Here is a 16,590-nt window from a genome sequence, read left to right as displayed (position 1 = left end):
CACCCGCCGCACGAGGACGTCAGAATCCCTGCAGCCGTACCGCCGCCCGGTGACGACGTGGGGATTCCGACGTCCCCGAAAGGGCGGTCGACGTGCGAAGAGTTTTCGGTGCGCTTGCGGTTTCCGCGAGCATGCTCCTGGTCCCGGTGAGCGGGACGGCGGTCGCCGCGTCCCCACCGCATACGATCGTCACCGACGGCGCGAAGCTGGCGGGCATCAAGCAGGCGATCCGCAGCGGCCACGCGACCAAGGCCCAGCGTGACGCGCTGAAAGCCGTGCTGGCCAAGGCGAACACCGCACTGACCGACGGCCCGTGGTCGGTCATGGACAAGCCGTCCGCCCCGCCCAGCGGAGACAAGCACGACTACACGAGCCAGGCGCCGTACTGGTGGGCGAGCCAGCCGAAGACGCCGGAGAACCCGCAGGGCTGCCCCTACGTCAGCAAGGACGGCCAGCGCAACCCGGAGGCCGACGCGATCACCGACCACACCTACCGGATGTGGGCGTGGGACGCGATGTACTACCTCTCGCTGGCCTGGTACTACACGGGCGACGCGAAGTACGCGAAGCGGGCGGCGCTGGACATCCGGACGTGGTTCCTCGACCCGGCCACCCGGATGAACCCGAACATGACGTACTCGCAGGTCGTCCCGTGCCGGACCACGATCAGCGGCACCGGGATCATCGACTCGACGCAGTCGTTCAGCCAGCTGCTGGACGCGTTCGCGCTGCTCGACGGCGGTGCGCCGGGCTGGACCGGGAAGGACCGCTCCGGGATCCGGGCGTGGCTGACGCAGTACCTCGGCTGGATGCAGACCAGCCCGCAGGCCGAGCTGGAACTGGCCGCCACCAACAACCACGGCACGTTCCTCGACATGCAGAACGCGACCATCTCGGCGTACCTGGGCAAACGGGACGCGGCGAAGAAGATCGTCCTGGACACCGAGCAGAACCGGTTCCCGGTGCAGTTCGCCGCCGACGGCAGCCAGCCGCTCGAGCTGTCGCGCACGATGTCCTGGCACTACGTCAACTTCAACCTCACGGCGTGGGGCCGGCTGGCGGAGGTCGGGAAGAACCTCGGGGTCGACGTCTGGAAGTACCGGGCTCCGAACGGCGTGACGCTGCGGAAGGTCGTCGACCAGCTGATCCCGGGCGCGCTGCACGGCGCCGAAGCCTGGCCGCACCAGCAGATCGGCGTGTTCGACCAGTCGATCGCGGCGGACATCTTCCACGCGGCGGCCGAGGAAGGCCACGACCCGGACGCGGCGGCGGCGCTCAAGCGGATGCCCTCGCCCGCGGGCGGTGACACGTGGGCGGTGCGGTTGTCCTGCTTCCCGCTGGACCCGCCGCTGAAGTAGGGGCCGGTTCCGCACGAAATCCGGACACCGCGTCCCATCGCGCACGCCGGAACTCGAGGCGAAGCACCCGAACCTCAAATGCTGCTATCGATCGGCGGCTGGACGTACTCCAGGTACTTCTCCGACGCCGCCGCGGCCGGCATCTTCGACGGCATCGACATCGACTGCGAGTACCCGGGTTCCCCACCGGGCACGTCGGCAACCACCACAGCGCCGCCGACACCGCGAACTACACGGCGCTGCTCGCGGAGTTCCGCAGCCAGCTGGACGCCCTGGGCGGCAAGCGCTACGCGCTCTCGGCCGCGCTCCCCGGCGGCCAGGACAAGATCGCGAAGATCCAGACCGACCGGCTCGGTGATCAAGGACTACCTGCCCGGCAACAGCGCGTACGGCATCGCGGGCGGGTTCCCGGCGGGCACCCTGACGCTCGGCATCCCGTTCTGCTACCGCGGCTGGACCGGGGTGCCCGCCGGCTCGAACCACGGGCTGTACCAGCCGGCTTCGGGTCCGTCGCCGGGGCACGCGCTGAGCGGCAACGTCCCCGGCGCCGCGATGTACAAGGCTGTCCGGCGTCGTCGACAACCCCGCCGACGACCACCAGCATCCCGCCCACGACCACGACGCCGCCGTCGATTCCCGCGTGGGCGCCGAACACGGCGTACGCGTCGGGGGCGAAGGTGACCTACAACGGCGTCACGTACACGTGCCGCCAGGCCCACACCTCGCTGGTGGGCTGGGAACCGCCGAACGTCCCGGCCCGCTGGCTCGCGAGCTGAGCGGTCAGTTCCCCGCGGGGCTGCCGACCCCGGGCGCGGGCGCCTGGGCGTTGCCGGCGATGCCGTAACGCCCGGCGCCCCCGTCGAGCTGTTCCTTCAGCGCCAGGATCGCGCTCACCCGGCCCGCCGACGTGTCCACGTTGTCCACAGTGGACAGGATGGACGTCGCCGAGGTGTCCGCGCGGACCACGCCCAGCGCGCCGGTGCCGTCGGCCGAGCCGGCGTCACCGGCGAGCACCGCCCCGGCGCCGCTGCGGTCGAGCTGCGTCGCGAACCGGGCGATCGTCGCCGCGCGGTCACCCGCGCCGTCGCCGGTCGCCTGGGCGCCGGTGAGCACGATCGCCAGCTGCGCCGGCTTGACGTCCGGGCCCGCCTTGGCGAACCCGCCGTCGGTGAGGCCGCCCAGTGCGGCCGCCAGCTCCTCGGGCGAGGACTGCGGTTTCGCCGTGGTCTTGTCCAGCAGCAGCACCGAGCCGAGCAGCGCGCCGGCGAGCGTGCCGGAGTCCCCCGCCGTCGGGAACTTCGAGCCGGCCGGCTGCAGCCGCGTGACGACGTCGCGGAGCTGGTCGGCCTTCTCCGGGTTGGCGAACGCCGACGTCAGCTGCACCTCGCCGGTCACCGTCGCCCCCGCCTGGCCGACCAGCTGCTTCAGCACGTCACGGTCGGCCGGGCGGGCGTCCTCGGTGGTCACCAGCACCACCGACCGCTTGTCGAGCGCACCGGCGACGACCTTCGGGCCCATCGAGCCGGCGAACGCGTCCGCGTCGGCCAGCCGGGCGTTGAGCGCGTTGCGCTGCGCCTCCAGGTCGGCGACCTGGCTGCCGAGGTCCTTCTTCTCCCCCGCCAGCCCGGACAGCAGCGTGCCGTTGAGCGCGGTCGAGCCGAGGACGACCCCGACGGCCAGCGCGAGGAAGCAGGCGGCAATCGAAACTACGTGGTAGCGCAGCGAAATCACGTGAACAATCCCTTGGCCCAGGCGAAGAACGAGTTCCAGGTGCCCTTGATCCAGTCCAGGTAGACCGAGCCGACGTCGGACACCAGCAGTGCCGCGGCGACCACCACGACCGCGGCGAGCACGAGCAGGACGACCGCGCCGATCGACACCCGGTTGCGGTGCAGCGTCGCGACGGCCTTGCCGTCGACGAGCTTCGTGCCGAGCTTCAGCCGGGTCAGGAACGTCGACGGGTTCGAGCCGGACCGGCCGTGGTCGAGGAATTCGCGCAGGGTGGCCTGGAAGCCGACGGTGACGACCAGGCTGGCGCCGTGCGCGTCGGCCAGCAGCAGCGCGAGGTCCTCGGCGTTGCCCGTCGCGGGGAAGGTCACCGCGCCGATGCCGAGGTCCTGGATCCGCTCGACCCCGGGGGCGTGCCCGTCGGGCTGCGCGGGCACCACGACCTCTCCGCCGCCGCGCAGCGTCGCGGTGCCGATGCCGGTGGGGTCGCCGACGACGACGTCCGGCTGGTAGCCCTGCACGCGCAGGGTGTCGGCACCCGCGTCGACGCCGATCAGCACCGGGCGGTGCTCGGCGACGTACTTCTTGAGCTTCTTGAGGTCTTCGGCGTGCCCGTTGCCGCCCGCGACGACCAGCACGTGCCGGTCGCGGATCGCCACCTTCAGCTCCGGCACGCCGACGCCGTCGAGGATCAGCGTGCGCTCGCGGCGGAGGAACTCGATGGTGTTGGCCGAAAACGCTTCCAGCTGGGTCGACATCCCGGCCTTGGCCTCGATCATCTGGTCGGCCACGCTCTCGGCGTTCTGCTCGATGCCGGAGGCGACCTGGCGCTCGCCGACGTACACGACGCCGTCGTGCAGCCGCAGCTTCGTGCCGTCCTTGATCGAGCGCAGCAGCTCGCTGCCGACCGAATCGACGAGCGGGATGCCGGCCGCGACCAGGATCTCCGGGCCCATGTTCGGGAACCGGCCGGAGATCGACGGCGACGCGTTGACCACGCCCGCGACCTCGGCTTCGACCAGGGCGTCGGCCGTCGCGCGGTCGAGGTCCAGCTGGTCGAGCACGACGATGTCGCCGGGACTGAGCCGGCGCAGCAGCTCACGGGTGCGGCGGTCGACCCGGGCCACCCCGGTGATCCCCGGGAGGGGTTCTTGGTTCCGCGTGAGCAACCCGGTGAGCTTCATGTGGCCGATGGTGACAAATTTGCTCGTGGGACGTTGTACGCCACGCCGTAGCGGCCGTGACTCGTTGTGGTGAGCCCGGTCGCCCTCCCCCGTGCGGGTCAGGCGTCCGACTCCTCCGACAGCGAGCCGAAACCGAGGTTCAGCCACGGGCTCGCCGGGTCCTGAAGGAGCTGGTGGTGGACGCGCACGGCCGCGGGGTACCACTCGCCGAAGTCGTCCTCGCCGGCGTGCAGCACCCGGCCCATGACGTACCCCGCCGACAGGTCGGCCCATGACTGGTGGTAGCGACGCGCGAGCGAGCCGGCCTCGAGCACCATCAGCTCGGCGGTCAGCGCGTCGCAGTAGCCGGCCGCCAGCCCGCCGCGCGCGATGGTGACCGCGCGGCCGACGTCCCAGGACAACGCCGTCGTGACGCACCCGTCCGCGTCGACCAGGCCGTCGGCCCGCAGCCGGCGTTCGTACCGGGACACCCGCCGGACCGTGTCGCGCAGCTCTTCCGCCTGGTCGGCGGCGTCGTGCTCGGTGCACCACCGGTCCACCAGCTGCGCCCAGGTCAGCGGATCGAACTCGGCGCGGGGCAGCCCGTACTCGGCGGCGAACCGCAGCCGCAGCATCAGGACCAGGTTGCCGGGGGTCAGCGCGTAGCCGTCGCCGATCAGGCCGGTCATGGTGGCGCGCCAGCCGGGCGGGTCGGGCACGCCCCACCAGTCCCGCAGGCCCCGCACTTCGGCGACGTAGTCGTGGAAGCGCGCGTCCAGGACGTTCCACGGCGTCGCTTCGAGCACGGCCAGGTGCGCGCCGCAGGCCAGCGCGTGCGCGATGGGTCCTTCGAGGTGCCCGTACGGCGCGGTGATCAGCCGTTCGACCTGCTCTTCCAGCGGCGTGACGTCGTCCCCGTGCGCGTCGAGCCACGGCTGCAGCGTCGCCCCCGGCAGCCGCCACTCGCCACGGGTGCCGCGGTTGAACACGACCCGCTCGTGCCGCCCGACGCCGTCGACCGCCCAGTCGAGCGAGCCGCTCATGGCCACGATGTCCGGGCCGGGGTCCGGCAGCGCGCCGCGGGTGAAGACCTGCAGGAACTCGTCACCGCCGGTCTCGAAGTAGACGTTGGGGAAGGTCTCCGCGTGCTCGTCGAGGATGCGGTGCGCGTCCACCCGCCGGATCGGCACGAACAGCTCCTCGCCGGCGAGGAGGCCGAGGTACCGGTCGAGGTCGCCATCCCGCCGCGCGGCGGCGAGCTGGGCTTCGACGTCGGCGGGCGGCGGCAGGATCACGGGGCGGCTCCCTCCGCTCGGCCGGTAAGCACGACGAGCTTGCCCGCCGTCCGGTTGTGCTCCAGGTCGTCGTGCGCCTGCCGGATCTCCGCCATCGGGTACACCTTCGCCGGGCCGAGGCTGGCTTCGCCGGCCGCGATCCGGTCGAGGTAGCGCTGGAGGACGGAGGCGGGCAGGTCGTCCGCCTCCCCACCATAAGCGGTCAACCGCACGCCGTCCGGAAGGTAGCCGATCGGATAGAAGTTCGAGATCGTCCACTGGTTGGACAACATGCCGGCGAAGCAGACCGTGCCGTGCACGCGGGTGGCGTTCAGGGTGTCCGGCAGGGTCGGGGTGCCGACCAGTTCGAGTGCGGCGTCGACGCCGTCGGGCGCGATCTTCCGGACCTGCGCGGCGACGTCACCGTCGTCGAGGACAGGGTGGTCGACGCCGTGTTCGCGCAGGGTTTCGAGCCTTCCGGGCTGCCGGGTGGTCGCGAAGACGGTGGCGCCGAGGTCCTTCGCCAGGGTCGCGGTGGCGAACCCGAGGGCGGACGTGCCGCCGCGGATCAGCAGCGTCTGGCCGTCCTGCAGGTCGAGGCCGGTGGTGAGCGAGCCGTACGCGGTCTGCAGCGTCTCCGGGACCTGGCCGATGACCTCCCACGGCAGGTCGCTGCGGAACGGGATGACCTGGTTCGCCGGGACCAGCGTGTATTCGGCGTAGCCGCCGTCGAAGGTGCGGCCCATGCCGCCCATCATGGTGGCGACCTGCTGTCCCGGCGCGAAGCCGGCACCGGCGTCGACGACCCCGACGGCCTCGATCCCGGGCACCCGCGGGAAGGTGACGCCTTCGGCCAGCCCGAGCCGGGTGTGCAGCTCGGACCGGTTGAGGCCGAACGCCTTCACGGCGATCCGCACCCAGCCGGGTTTCACCGCCGGCAGCGGCAGCTCGGTCAGTTCGAGGTTCTCGACGGGGCCGGGTTCACGGAGCACCACCGCGCGCATCGGGGGTCCTTTCTTCGCCTGCAGTCGTCACGGCAACTGCCGGGAGGCGGAGAGTATTTCCCCGGGCGGCTACTTCTTCTTCGCCGCGCGCTTCTTCTTGGGCTCGAACTCGGTCTTGTCCTTCTCGGCCGTCGCCAGCAGCTCCTCCGCGTGCGCCCGGCCCGTCTCGTTGTCCATGCCCGCGAGCATCCGCGCCAGCTCGCTCACCCGCTCGGTCGAGCTCAGGTTCTTCACGCCGCTGCGCGTGACGCCGCCGCTGTGGCCCTTGTCCACCACCAGGTGCTGGTCCGCGAACGCGGCGACCTGCGGCAGGTGCGTCACCACCAGGACCTGGTGCGTGCGCGCCAGCCGGGCCAGCCGGCGGCCGATCTCGACCGCCGCGCGGCCGCCCACACCCGCGTCGACCTCGTCGAACACCAGCGTCTGGACCGTGTCCGCATGCGCCAGGACCACCTCGATCGCCAGCATCACCCGCGACAGCTCACCACCCGACGCGGCCTTGTGCACCGGCAGCGGCGGTGCGCCGTCGTGGGCGCGCAGGAGCAGCTCGACGTCGTCGACGCCGTCCGCGCCCGCGTGCACCGCGCGGCCGTCGATGGTCAGCGCGTGCGTGTCGCCGTGCTCGGCCGGGCGCTGCTCGACCGTCACGTCGATCGCGGCCTGGCCCATCGCCAGCCCCGACAGCTCGCGGGTGATCTCCGCGGCCAGCTCGGCCGCCGCCTTCTCCCGCGCGGCCGAAACCTCGCCCGCGTGCGCCGCCAGCTGGACCGCCAGCTGGTCACGCTGCATCGCGAGCTCGGCCAGCGCCTCTTCCGAGGTGTCCATGGTTTCCAGCCGGCGCCGGGCGTCGTCGGCCCAGGCCAGCACGCCGTCGACGTCCGCCGCATACTTGCGGGTCAGCCTCTTCAGGTCGGACTGGCGGGCCAGCACCTTCTCCAGCAGCGCCGGGTCGGCGTCCAGCGTCTCGACGTAGCTGCCCAGCTCGGCCCCGACGTCGGCGAGCAGCACCGACGCCTCCTCCAGCCGCGGCGCCAGTTCGCGCAGCACGGCGTCCTCCGACGTCGAAAGCCGCCGCAGCGCCTCGGAGACCAGGCCGGCCGCACCCGGCGCGTCCGGGTCGCCGTCCGGCGAGCCCGACACGGCGACGTGCGCCTCGGTCGCGGCCGCGCGCAGCTCGTCGACCGCCGCGAGCCGCTTGATCTGCGCGGTGAGCTCGGCGTCCTCGCCCGGCTCCGGCGCGACCGCGTCGATCTCGGTGAGCCCGTGCTTGAGCAGGTCGGCCTGCTGGGCCATCTCCCGCGAGCGCGTCGAGCGCTCGGTCAGCTCGGCGATCACCGCCAGCCACTCGGACCGGATCTCCTGGTAGGCGCTCAGCGGCTTCGCCACCGCGTCACCGGCGAACCGGTCGATGACCGCACGCTGCTCGGCCGGGCGCAGCAGCCGCAGCTGGTCGTTTTGCCCGTGCACCGCGATGAGCTGCTCGGACAGCTCCCCGAGCACGCCGACCGGCACGGACCGGCCGCCGAGGTGGGCGCGTGACCGCCCGTCGACGGCGACCGCGCGCAGCGCGATCACGCTGCCGTCCTCGTCCACGTCCGCGCCCGAATCGGCGACGATCCGCTCGGCGCCTTCGACGCCGGCGTAGGTGAACCGTCCTTCGACGAACGCCTTGAGCATCCCCGTCCGGACCTTGGACACCTCGGCGCGGCCGCCGGACAGCAGGTGCAGCCCGGTGACGACCATGGTCTTGCCCGCACCCGTCTCACCGGTCACGACGGTGAAGCCCGCGTGCAGTTCCAGCAGGGCGTCCTCGATGACTCCGAGGCCCTGGATGCGCATCTCGGCCAGCACGCCGCCTACGGTAGCGGCCCCCACCGACACTCTGCGCGCGCGGGCACCCGGCGCGTCGCCGATATGTTCGAACGAATCGCCCAGCGGTCTTATTCACAGGGGCGCGCGTGCCGCTCCCGCCAGCTCTTCACCGGCAGCGAGAACTTCTGCACCAGGCGGTCGGTGAACGGCCCGTCCCACAGCCGGACCAGCCGCACCGGCGTCTTGCCGCAGGTCACGCGCACCCGCGCGCCCGGCGGCAGGTCGATCGGCCGGGTTCCGTCGCAGGTCAGGACGGCCGACGAGCCGTCCGGGTCGATCCCGACGGTGATCACCGAGTCGCGGGAGACGACCAGCGGCCGGGCGAACATCGCGTGCGCGTTGCTCGGCACCACCAGCAGCGCCTGGACGTCGGGCCAGATGATCGGGCCGCCCGCCGAGAACGCGTACGCGGTCGAGCCGGTCGGTGTGGCGCACAGCACACCGTCGCAGCCGAAGGCGGACACCGGACGGCCGTCGACCTCGATCAGCGCGTCCAGGACCCGTTCACGGGTGCTCTTCTCCACGCTGGCTTCGTTGAGCGCCCAGGTGCGGGCGACCTCTTCGCCGTCGTGGGTGACGGTGACGTCGATGGTCATCCGCTCTTCGACCTGGTAGTCGCCGTCGACGACCCGCTGGACGGTGTCGGCCAGCGCGTCGGAATCGGCCTCGGCGAGGAACCCGACGCGCCCGAGGTTCACGCCGAGCACCGGCACCCGGGCGGGCCGGGCCAGCTCGGCCGCGCGCAGCAGCGTGCCGTCGCCGCCGAGGACGAAGACCAGCTCGACGCCGTCGGCGGGGTTGTCGTCCGGGTCGACGACGGTGCAGGTCGCGCCGACGCCGTGCTCCTCGGGGCTGATCAGCGCGCAGACGTCGTGGTCGGTCACCCGGATCCGGATGCCGGCCTTGGCGAAGCGCGCCGAAACCTCGCGCGCGGCTTCGCCGGTCGCTTCGCGATCGGGATGCACCATGAGGAGCACTTCACGTTCGGTGGTCATGCGGGCCCTTCCTCGACGGCGGTCCGGACGAGCCGCTCGGCCTCGGACCTGTCTACCGCGTCCACAGTGGACTCGGCCACACGTTCCTCGGTGACACAGGCTTTCCTGAGCCACACGAAGTACTCGACGTTCCCGGACGGCCCGGGCAGCGGGCTGGCGGTGACCCCGTGCAGCGCGAGCCCGAGTTTCGCGGCCTCGTCGATGACGGTGAGCACGGACTCCGCACGCAGTTCCGGGTCGCGGACGACCCCGCCGCTGCCGAGGCGGTCCTTGCCCACCTCGAACTGCGGTTTCACCATCGGCACCAGGTCGGCGCCTTCGCGCGCGCAGGCGGCCAGGGCCGGCAGGACGAGCTTGAGCGAGATGAACGAGAGATCGCCGACGACGAGGTCGACCGGCCCGCCGAGGTCGTCGGGGCCGAGGTTGCGGACGTTGGTCCGATCCATGACCACTACCCGTTCGTCGGTGCGGATCCGCCAGTCGAGCAGGCCACGGCCCACGTCGGCGGCGATCACGGTCGCGGCGCCGTTCCTCAGCAGCACGTCCGTGAACCCGCCGGTGGACGCGCCGGCGTCCAGGCAGCGCTTGCCTTCGACGGTCAGGTCCGTGAACGCCTCCAGCGCGCCGAGCAGCTTGTGCGCGCCCCGGGAGGCCCAGCCGGGGTCGTCTTCGTCCCTGACCACGATGGGCGCGTCGGACTCCACACCGGTGGCGGGCTTGGCCGCGACCATGCCGCGGACGGTGACCTTGCCGCCGGTGATCAGGGCGGAGGCCTGTTCCCGCGACCGGGCGAGGCCGCGCCGAACCAGTTCCGCGTCGAGGCGGGCCCGCTTGGGCACGCCGATCAGACCTTGTCGATGCTGGACAGGGCGACCGTCAGCTCGGTGTGCACGGCGTCGAAGCGCTCGACGTGCTCCGCGAGCGGCAGCGCGTCCAGGTCGTCCAGCCCGGCGACGGCTTCGTCGATCCCGGCGCGCGGGTCGGTCGCTTGCGAGAACGAACCGGGCGGCGGGCCCGGGACGGGGAAGGGATGGTCCTGCACGGTGCGAACGGTATCAGTCAGCGGTCGCCCAGCCGCGCTTCGGCGTCGCCGCCGAGCTTGGTGACGCCGGTCTCCCAGGCCGTGTGGCACAGCGCGCGCAGCAGGTCCAGGTCGCCGCCGTCACCCGTCGCGGTGAGAACGCCCCCGTCGGTGGACACGGTCCAGCCCGGCCGCGGGCCGACCTTGAGGTCGTCCGCCGGCTCGGTGAGCGCGGTCAGGTCGTCGGCGAGGTACGTCGCCCGCTCGGCCGGGACGGCCTCGATGAGCTGCTTCGGCGTCGCGACCCCGGACAGCACGACCAGGGAGTCGATGCCCGCGGCGACCGCGCCGGCGATGTCGGTGTCGAGCCGGTCCCCGACGACCAGGGGACGGCTCGCGCCGGCGGACCGCGCGGCGGTCTCGAACAGCAGTGGCTGCGGCTTCCCGGCGACCAGCGGTTCGACGTCGGTGGCGGTGCGCAGCGCGGCCACCATCGAGCCGTTGCCGGGCAGCAGGCCCCGCTCGCTGGGCAGCGTCGCGTCGACGTTGCAGGCCACCCAGAGCGCGCCGGCGCGGATGGCCAGGCATGCCTCGGCCAGCGCGGCCCAGGTGTTGTCGGGCGAATGCCCCTGCACGACGGCCCGGACGCCGTCGCCGTTTTCCCGCACCGGCTTCAGCCCGGCCCCGGCGACCTCGCCGGCGAGCGACTCGGTCCCGACGACGAGCACCTCGGCGCCGGGCTCGAGCCGTTCTTCCAGCAGCTGCACGCCGGCCTGGGCGCTGGTGTGCACCTCATCGGTCCCGGCGGGCATGCCGAGCCCGGTGAGGTGCGCGACGACCTCGTCCGGGGCCTTGGAGGCGTTGTTGGTGACGAACCGGACGGGTGTGCCGTGCTCCCGCGCGGCCCGGACCGTCTCCGGGGCACCCGGGATGACCCGGGTGCCGTGGTAGACGGTCCCGTCGAGGTCGAAGAGGACCGCGTCGTAGGCCGCGAGGAGGGCGTCACTCATCGGTCGCTTCGGTGTCCTTCTCGCCGGCGTTCTCGTTGGACAGGTCGGCGGCCCGCTCGGCGGCGTCGGTCTCGTCCTCGGCGTCGGCCTCGGCGGCGTTGAGGAACCACCGGATGGCCTCGTCCTTGCGCCCGGCGGCCTCGAGGTTGTCGGCGTAGGCGTAGAAGAGGCGAGCGCTCCACGGGTCGCGCTTCTCGGCCTTGAGGTCGTCACCCTGCAGCGAGACGACGGCGGCATCGAGCTGCCCGAGGTCCCGCCGCGCCCCGGCCGCGACGATGGCGAGCTCGACCTGCGTGGCCTTGTTCAGCTTCGCGGTGTCGGTTTCCTTCGCCAGGTCGAGCGCGCGCTCGGGCCGCCCGAGGGCTCGTTCGGCGTCGGCGATGATGGCGATGTGCTCGTCACTGCGCGTCATCCGCCGGACGGCCCGCAGTTCGGAGAGCGCTTCGGACCAGTTCCCGGCGTGGTAGGCGACCAGGCCGAGGGCTTCCCGCACGATGGGCACGCGCGAGGCCTTGGCCTTGGCGTACTTGGCGTGCTCGAGCGCGGCTTCGGGATCGCTGTCGATCAGCCCCCCGGCGGCGACGAGGTGCTTCCCGACGGTCTCGGCCAGGCCCTTCGGCAGGGTTCGCAGCTCCCGGCGGACCTCCTCGTCGAGGTCGGAGAACTCGATGTCCTCGGGCAGTTCGGGCGCTTCCAGGAGTTCCTTGGCGAGGGCTTCGTCGTCGAGCGGGCCACCAACCTTGGGCCGCGGGTCCCGCCGGGGCCGGTCGCTTTGGCTGCGGCTGTCACGGTCGTAGCGCTTACCGGCACTGGCACTGGCACTGGCACTGGCACCGGCACCGGCGCCGCCGCCGGTGCGCTCGCCGCGGGAGTCGTCGTCGCGGCGCTGGTAGCTGCCACGCTCGCCGCGGTTGTCGTCGCGGCGCTGGTAAGTGCCGCGTTCGCCACGCGAATCGTCGCTGCGGGCGCCACCGGTGCGGGGGCCGCGGTCGTCATCGCGCCGCTGGTAGCTGCCACGCGAGTCATCGCGACGGTCGCTGCCACTGCGGCTGCGGTCGTCGGAGCGGAACCCACCCGTCCGAGGGCCACGGTCATCGCGCCCCTGGTAGCCACCGCGCGAATCGTCCCGGCGGTCGCTGCCACTGCGGCTGCGGTCGTCGGAGCGGAACCCACCCGTCCGAGGGCCACGGTCATCGCGCCCCTGGTAGCCACCGCGGGAATCGTCCCGGCGGTCGCTACCACTGCGGCCACGGTCATCCGAGCGGAACCCACCGGTACGGGGGCCGCGGTCGTCGTCGCGCCGCTGGTAGCTGCCGCGCGAGTCATCGCGACGGTCGCCCCGGCCGCGGTCATCCGAACGGAAACCACCCGTCCGAGGGCCACGGTCATCGCGGCCCTGATAGCCGCCGCGGGAATCGTCGCGACGGTCGCTACCGCCGCGGCTGCGGTCGTCCGAGCGGAACCCACCGGTACGGGAACCACGGTCCTCATCGCGGCGGTCGCTGCCGCCGCGGCCCCGGTCGTCCGGACGGTAGCCACCCGAGCGGCTACCGCGGTCGTCCGAGCGGAAGCCACCCGAGCGGCTACCGCGGTCGTCCGAGCGGAAGCCACCGGGCCGGCCGCCGCGGTCGTCATCCCGGCCGCGGCCACGGTCGTCCGAGCGGAAACCGCCGGGGCGGCTGCTGCGGTCGTCGTCGCGGCGGTTGTCCCAGCGGGGCTTACGGTCGCCGTGCGAGGACTTGCCCTGGGGGCGGCCACCGCGGTCGTCGGAGGAGCGGCCCGGCTTGTCGTTGCGCGTGCCGGCGCGGCTGTTGCCCCGGTCCTCGTAACGGCCGCCGCCGGAGCGGCTCGGACCGTCGGAGTACCGGCCGGCGCCCGGACGGCCACCCGTGTCACGGCTGCCGTAGCCGCCCCGGCGGTCGTCGCGGTCGCCGGAAGCGCGGCTCTGACCTGCGTATCCGCCGCGCTGGTCGCGGTCGCGGGCACCGTCGCCGCCGTGGAAAGGCTTGCCGCCCCCGCGGACACCGCGGTCGTCACGGCGCGGACGCCCCTGGTAACCGCCGTCGCGGCCGCCGCGGTCCTGCCGCGCGCCGCCCTGGCTCTTCCGGGGTCCGTCCGACCGGCCCCGGGAGCCTTCGTCCCGACGTGCCGACCGGCCGGACCCATCATCGCTTGAGTCTCGTCGACCGAACTCGGACACCTGGCCTCCTGCCATGAAAAATCTTGTTCTGGACATACGCGTACGGCCCGCTAGGGCAGCCAACTGGCTATCCTAACGGGCCGTACGGAAGGTAAGTTCGGCGGTGTCCTACTCTCCCACAACCCTTCGGTTGCAGTACCATCGGCGCTGTCAGGCTTAGCTTCCGGGTTCGGAATGGGACCGGGCGTTTCCCTGACGCTAAAACCACCGAAACACTCCGAAACAACACACACCGTTCACCGGCGTGGTGTTTCAGAACCGTAGAGTGGATGCGCAACATCTTCGTAGACAAGTCCTCGGCCTATTAGTACCAGTCAACTCGACAACACATTACTGTGCTTCCATTTCTGGCCTATCAACCCAATGGTCTGTTGGGGGCCTTAACCCACAAAGGGTGGGATACCTCATCTTGGAACAGGCTTCCCGCTTAGATGCCTTCAGCGGTTATCCCTTCCGAACGTGGCCAACCAGCCATGCCCTTGGCAGAACAACTGGCACACCAGAGGTTCGTCCGTCCCGGTCCTCTCGTACTAGGGACAGCCTTCCTCAAGTATCCTACGCGCGCGGCGGATAGGGACCGAACTGTCTCACGACGTTCTAAACCCAGCTCGCGTGCCGCTTTAATGGGCGAACAGCCCAACCCTTGGGACCTACTCCGGCCCCAGGATGCGACGAGCCGACATCGAGGTGCCAAACCATGCCGTCGATATGGACTCTTGGGCAAGATCAGCCTGTTATCCCCGGGGTACCTTTTATCCGTTGAGCGACACCCCTTCCACCAGGAGGTGCCGGATCACTAGTCCCGACTTTCGTCCCTGCTCGACATGTCTGTCTCACAGTCAAGCTCCCTTGTGCACTTGCACTCAACACCTGATTGCCAACCAGGCTGAGGGAACCTTTGGGCGCCTCCGTTACTCTTTAGGAGGCAACCGCCCCAGTTAAACTACCCATCAGGCACTGTCCCTGAACCAGATCATGGCCCGAGGTTCAGATTCCCAATTCGACCAGAGTGGTATTTCAACAACGACTCCACAGCCACTAGCGTGACCACTTCACAGTCTCCCACCTATCCTACACAAGCCGAACCGAAAACCAATACCAAACTATAGTAAAGGTCCCGGGGTCTTTCCGTCCTGCCGCGCGTAACGAGCATCTTTACTCGTAGTGCAATTTCGCCGGGCCTGTGGTTGAGACAGCCGGAAAGTCGTTACGCCATTCGTGCAGGTCGGAACTTACCCGACAAGGAATTTCGCTACCTTAGGATGGTTATAGTTACCACCGCCGTTTACTGGCGCTTAAATTCTCAGCTTCGCCATTGCTGGCTAACCGGTCCTCTTAACGTTCCAGCACCGGGCAGGCGTCAGTCCATATACATCGTCTTGCGACTTCGCATGGACCTGTGTTTTTAGTAAACAGTCGCTTTCCGCTGGTCTCTGCGGCCACCCACCCCTAGCCCGCGAAGGGCTTCAGGATGTTTGGCCCCCCTTCTCCCGAAGTTACGGGGGCATTTTGCCGAGTTCCTTAACCACAGTTCACCCGATCGCCTTGGTATTCTCTACCTGACCACCTGTGTTGGTTTGGGGTACGGGCCGTGCATGCACTCACTAGAGGCTTTTCTCGGCAGCATAGGATCACTCTACTTCGCCTCAAACGGCTACGCATCACGTCTCAGCCTTCACGAGTGACGGATTTGCCTACCACTCGGCCTACACGCTTACACCAGGACAACCATCGCCTGGCGGAGCTACCTTCCTGCGTCACCCCATCGCTTGACTACTACGAAATCAGGTCCCACGCTCCACACACCACCATCCACCCGAAGGCTTCAAGCGATGGCTTTGGGTGGTTAGTATCAAACGCCTCGTCATGGGCGCACATGCTCGGGTACGGGAATATCAACCCGTTGTCCATCGACTACGCCTGTCGGCCTCGCCTTAGGTCCCGACTTACCCTGGGCGGATTAGCCTGGCCCAGGAACCCTTGGTCATCCGGCGGCAGAGTTTCTCACTCTGCATTCGCTACTCATGCCTGCATTCTCACTCCCACACCCTCCACCGCTAGCTTCCGCCACGGCTTCCCTGGGTGCAGGACGCTCCCCTACCCATCAACACGACTACACACAAACCTCAAGGGCTCGCATGGATCACATGTGTCAATGACACAGCTTCGGCGGTGTGCTTAAGCCCCGCTACATTGTCGGCGCAGGACCACTTGACCAGTGAGCTATTACGCACTCTTTCAAGGGTGGCTGCTTCTAAGCCAACCTCCTGGTTGTCTGGGCAATCCCACATCCTTTCCCACTGAGCACACACTTAGGGGCCTTAGCTGGTGTTCTGGGCTGTTTCCCTCTCGACGACGAAGCTTATCCCCCGCCGTCTCACTGCCGTACTCTAACACCACGGTATTCGGAGTTTGGTTGATTTCGGTAACCCGGTAAGGCCCCTAGACCATCCAGTAGCTCTACCCCCGTGGAGAAACATACGACGCTGCACCTAAATGCATTTCGGGGAGAACCAGCTATCACGGAGTTTGATTGGCCTTTCACCCCTACCCACAGCTCATCCCCTCAGTTTTCAACCTAAGTGGGTTCGGGCCTCCACGACGTCTTACCGTCGCTTCACCCTGGCCATGGGTAGATCACTCCGCTTCGGGTCTAGACCACGCGACTATAGGCGCCCTATTCAGACTCGCTTTCGCTACGGCTACCCCACACGGGTTAACCTCGCCACGCAGCACTAACTCGCAGGCTCATTCTTCAAAAGGCACGCCATCACCCAACAAGTAGGCTCTGACGGCTTGTAGGCACACGGTTTCAGGTACTCTTTCACTCCCCTCCCGGGGTACTTTTCATCTTTCCCTCACGGTACTCGTCCGCTATCGGTCTTCAGGAAGTATTTAGGCTTACCGGGTGGTCCCGGCAGATTCACAGCAAATTCCACGAGCTCGCTGCTACTCGGGAACACCA

At 69.8% G+C, this 16,590-nt stretch carries 14 protein-coding genes and 2 rRNA genes; 3 read left to right on the top strand and 13 right to left on the bottom strand.

The features are described 5' to 3' along the window. The first annotated feature begins 92 nt into the window (after nt 1-92). Nucleotides 93-1,358 (top strand): alginate lyase family protein, encoded by a 1,266-nt coding sequence (locus C2L59_RS00070; RefSeq protein WP_233223176.1) that lies wholly within the window; start codon nt 93-95, stop codon nt 1,356-1,358. 74 nt (nt 1,359-1,432) lie between these two features. On the opposite strand, the gene C2L59_RS50175 is transcribed toward C2L59_RS00070, so the two are convergent. Continuing rightward, nucleotides 1,433-1,720 carry a hypothetical protein gene (locus C2L59_RS50175; RefSeq protein ID WP_370444700.1) on the bottom strand — a complete coding sequence of 96 codons (288 nt, stop codon included), beginning with the start codon at nt 1,718-1,720 and terminating at the stop codon, nt 1,433-1,435. A 315-nt stretch (nt 1,721-2,035) separates the two neighbouring features. Here C2L59_RS50175 and C2L59_RS50170 point away from each other — a divergent pair, with 315 nt between their 5' ends. Continuing rightward, on the top strand, nt 2,036-2,134 hold the full coding sequence (locus tag C2L59_RS50170; protein WP_370444699.1) for a carbohydrate-binding protein: 99 nt from the start codon (nt 2,036-2,038) through the stop codon (nt 2,132-2,134). Between the two features lie 4 nt (nt 2,135-2,138). Here C2L59_RS50170 and C2L59_RS00060 read toward each other — a convergent pair whose 3' ends face one another. From C2L59_RS00060 to C2L59_RS48455, 10 genes are all read right to left on the bottom strand, one after another. Then, nucleotides 2,139-3,089, bottom strand: a complete 951-nt coding sequence (locus tag C2L59_RS00060; protein ID WP_103347432.1) for a copper transporter — start codon at nt 3,087-3,089, stop codon at nt 2,139-2,141. Next, the gene (gene steA, locus C2L59_RS00055; protein WP_103347431.1) at nt 3,086-4,270 is read right to left on the bottom strand and encodes a putative cytokinetic ring protein SteA; all 1,185 of its coding nucleotides are present in this window, start codon (nt 4,268-4,270) and stop codon (nt 3,086-3,088) included. Before steA ends, C2L59_RS00060 begins: the two co-directional genes overlap by 4 nt. A 98-nt stretch (nt 4,271-4,368) precedes the next feature. Beyond that, nucleotides 4,369-5,544 carry a DUF1266 domain-containing protein gene (locus tag C2L59_RS00050; protein WP_103347430.1) on the bottom strand — a complete coding sequence of 392 codons (1,176 nt, stop codon included), beginning with the start codon at nt 5,542-5,544 and terminating at the stop codon, nt 4,369-4,371. Next, nucleotides 5,541-6,527: a zinc-binding alcohol dehydrogenase family protein gene (locus C2L59_RS00045; protein WP_103347429.1), complete on the bottom strand. Its 987-nt coding sequence runs from the start codon at nt 6,525-6,527 to the stop codon at nt 5,541-5,543. Before C2L59_RS00045 ends, C2L59_RS00050 begins: the two co-directional genes overlap by 4 nt. Before the next feature lie 69 nt (nt 6,528-6,596). Then, nucleotides 6,597-8,378 (bottom strand): DNA repair protein RecN, encoded by a 1,782-nt coding sequence (gene recN / locus C2L59_RS00040; protein ID WP_199198838.1) that lies wholly within the window; start codon nt 8,376-8,378, stop codon nt 6,597-6,599. An 89-nt stretch (nt 8,379-8,467) separates the two neighbouring features. Next, on the bottom strand, nt 8,468-9,394 hold the full coding sequence (locus C2L59_RS00035; protein WP_103347427.1) for an NAD kinase: 927 nt from the start codon (nt 9,392-9,394) through the stop codon (nt 8,468-8,470). Continuing rightward, nucleotides 9,391-10,233: a TlyA family RNA methyltransferase gene (locus C2L59_RS00030; protein WP_103347426.1), complete on the bottom strand. Its 843-nt coding sequence runs from the start codon at nt 10,231-10,233 to the stop codon at nt 9,391-9,393. Before C2L59_RS00030 ends, C2L59_RS00035 begins: the two co-directional genes overlap by 4 nt. Nucleotides 10,234-10,238: 5 nt before the next feature. Beyond that, a complete protein-coding gene (locus C2L59_RS00025) occupies nt 10,239-10,436 on the bottom strand; it encodes a hypothetical protein (protein ID WP_103347425.1) in 198 nt (65 codons plus the stop codon). Nucleotides 10,437-10,453: 17 nt separating this feature from the next. Next, nucleotides 10,454-11,425, bottom strand: a complete 972-nt coding sequence (locus tag C2L59_RS00020) for an HAD-IIA family hydrolase (RefSeq protein WP_103347424.1) — start codon at nt 11,423-11,425, stop codon at nt 10,454-10,456. Beyond that, nucleotides 11,418-11,927, bottom strand: coding sequence for a hypothetical protein (locus C2L59_RS48455; protein WP_233223175.1), 510 nt, complete (start codon nt 11,925-11,927; stop codon nt 11,418-11,420). Before C2L59_RS48455 ends, C2L59_RS00020 begins: the two co-directional genes overlap by 8 nt. A 30-nt stretch (nt 11,928-11,957) precedes the next feature. Here C2L59_RS48455 and C2L59_RS48450 point away from each other — a divergent pair, with 30 nt between their 5' ends. Continuing rightward, complete coding sequence (locus tag C2L59_RS48450) at nt 11,958-13,601, top strand: hypothetical protein (protein WP_233223174.1); 1,644 nt, start codon at nt 11,958-11,960, stop codon at nt 13,599-13,601. A gap of 119 nt (nt 13,602-13,720) precedes the next feature. Here the strand turns inward: C2L59_RS48450 and rrf are convergent. Both rrf and C2L59_RS00005 read right to left on the bottom strand, forming a co-directional pair. Continuing rightward, nucleotides 13,721-13,837: ribosomal RNA gene (gene rrf / locus C2L59_RS00010) — 5S ribosomal RNA — on the bottom strand. Nucleotides 13,838-13,909: 72 nt separating this feature from the next. After that, nucleotides 13,910-16,590: ribosomal RNA gene (locus C2L59_RS00005) — 23S ribosomal RNA — on the bottom strand; the annotation flags it as partial.

It is taken from the genome of Amycolatopsis sp. CA-128772, from assembly GCF_002904295.1.
Classification (GTDB): Bacteria; Actinomycetota; Actinomycetes; order Mycobacteriales; family Pseudonocardiaceae; genus Amycolatopsis.
The sequence above is the reverse complement of the archived record's forward strand: the minus strand, read 5'-3'. Positions and strand labels throughout refer to the sequence as shown.

What these genes read in the sequence shown, in the direction of transcription:
- steA (WP_103347431.1), bottom strand. Translation starts at nt 4,270, where the DNA reads ATGAAGCTCACCGGGTTGCTCACGCGGAACCAAGAACCCCTCCCGGGG.
- C2L59_RS00045 (WP_103347429.1), bottom strand. Translation starts at nt 6,527, where the DNA reads ATGCGCGCGGTGGTGCTCCGTGAACCCGGCCCCGTCGAGAACCTCGAA.
- C2L59_RS00035 (WP_103347427.1), bottom strand. Translation starts at nt 9,394, where the DNA reads ATGACCACCGAACGTGAAGTGCTCCTCATGGTGCATCCCGATCGCGAA.
- C2L59_RS00020 (WP_103347424.1), bottom strand. Translation starts at nt 11,425, where the DNA reads ATGAGTGACGCCCTCCTCGCGGCCTACGACGCGGTCCTCTTCGACCTC.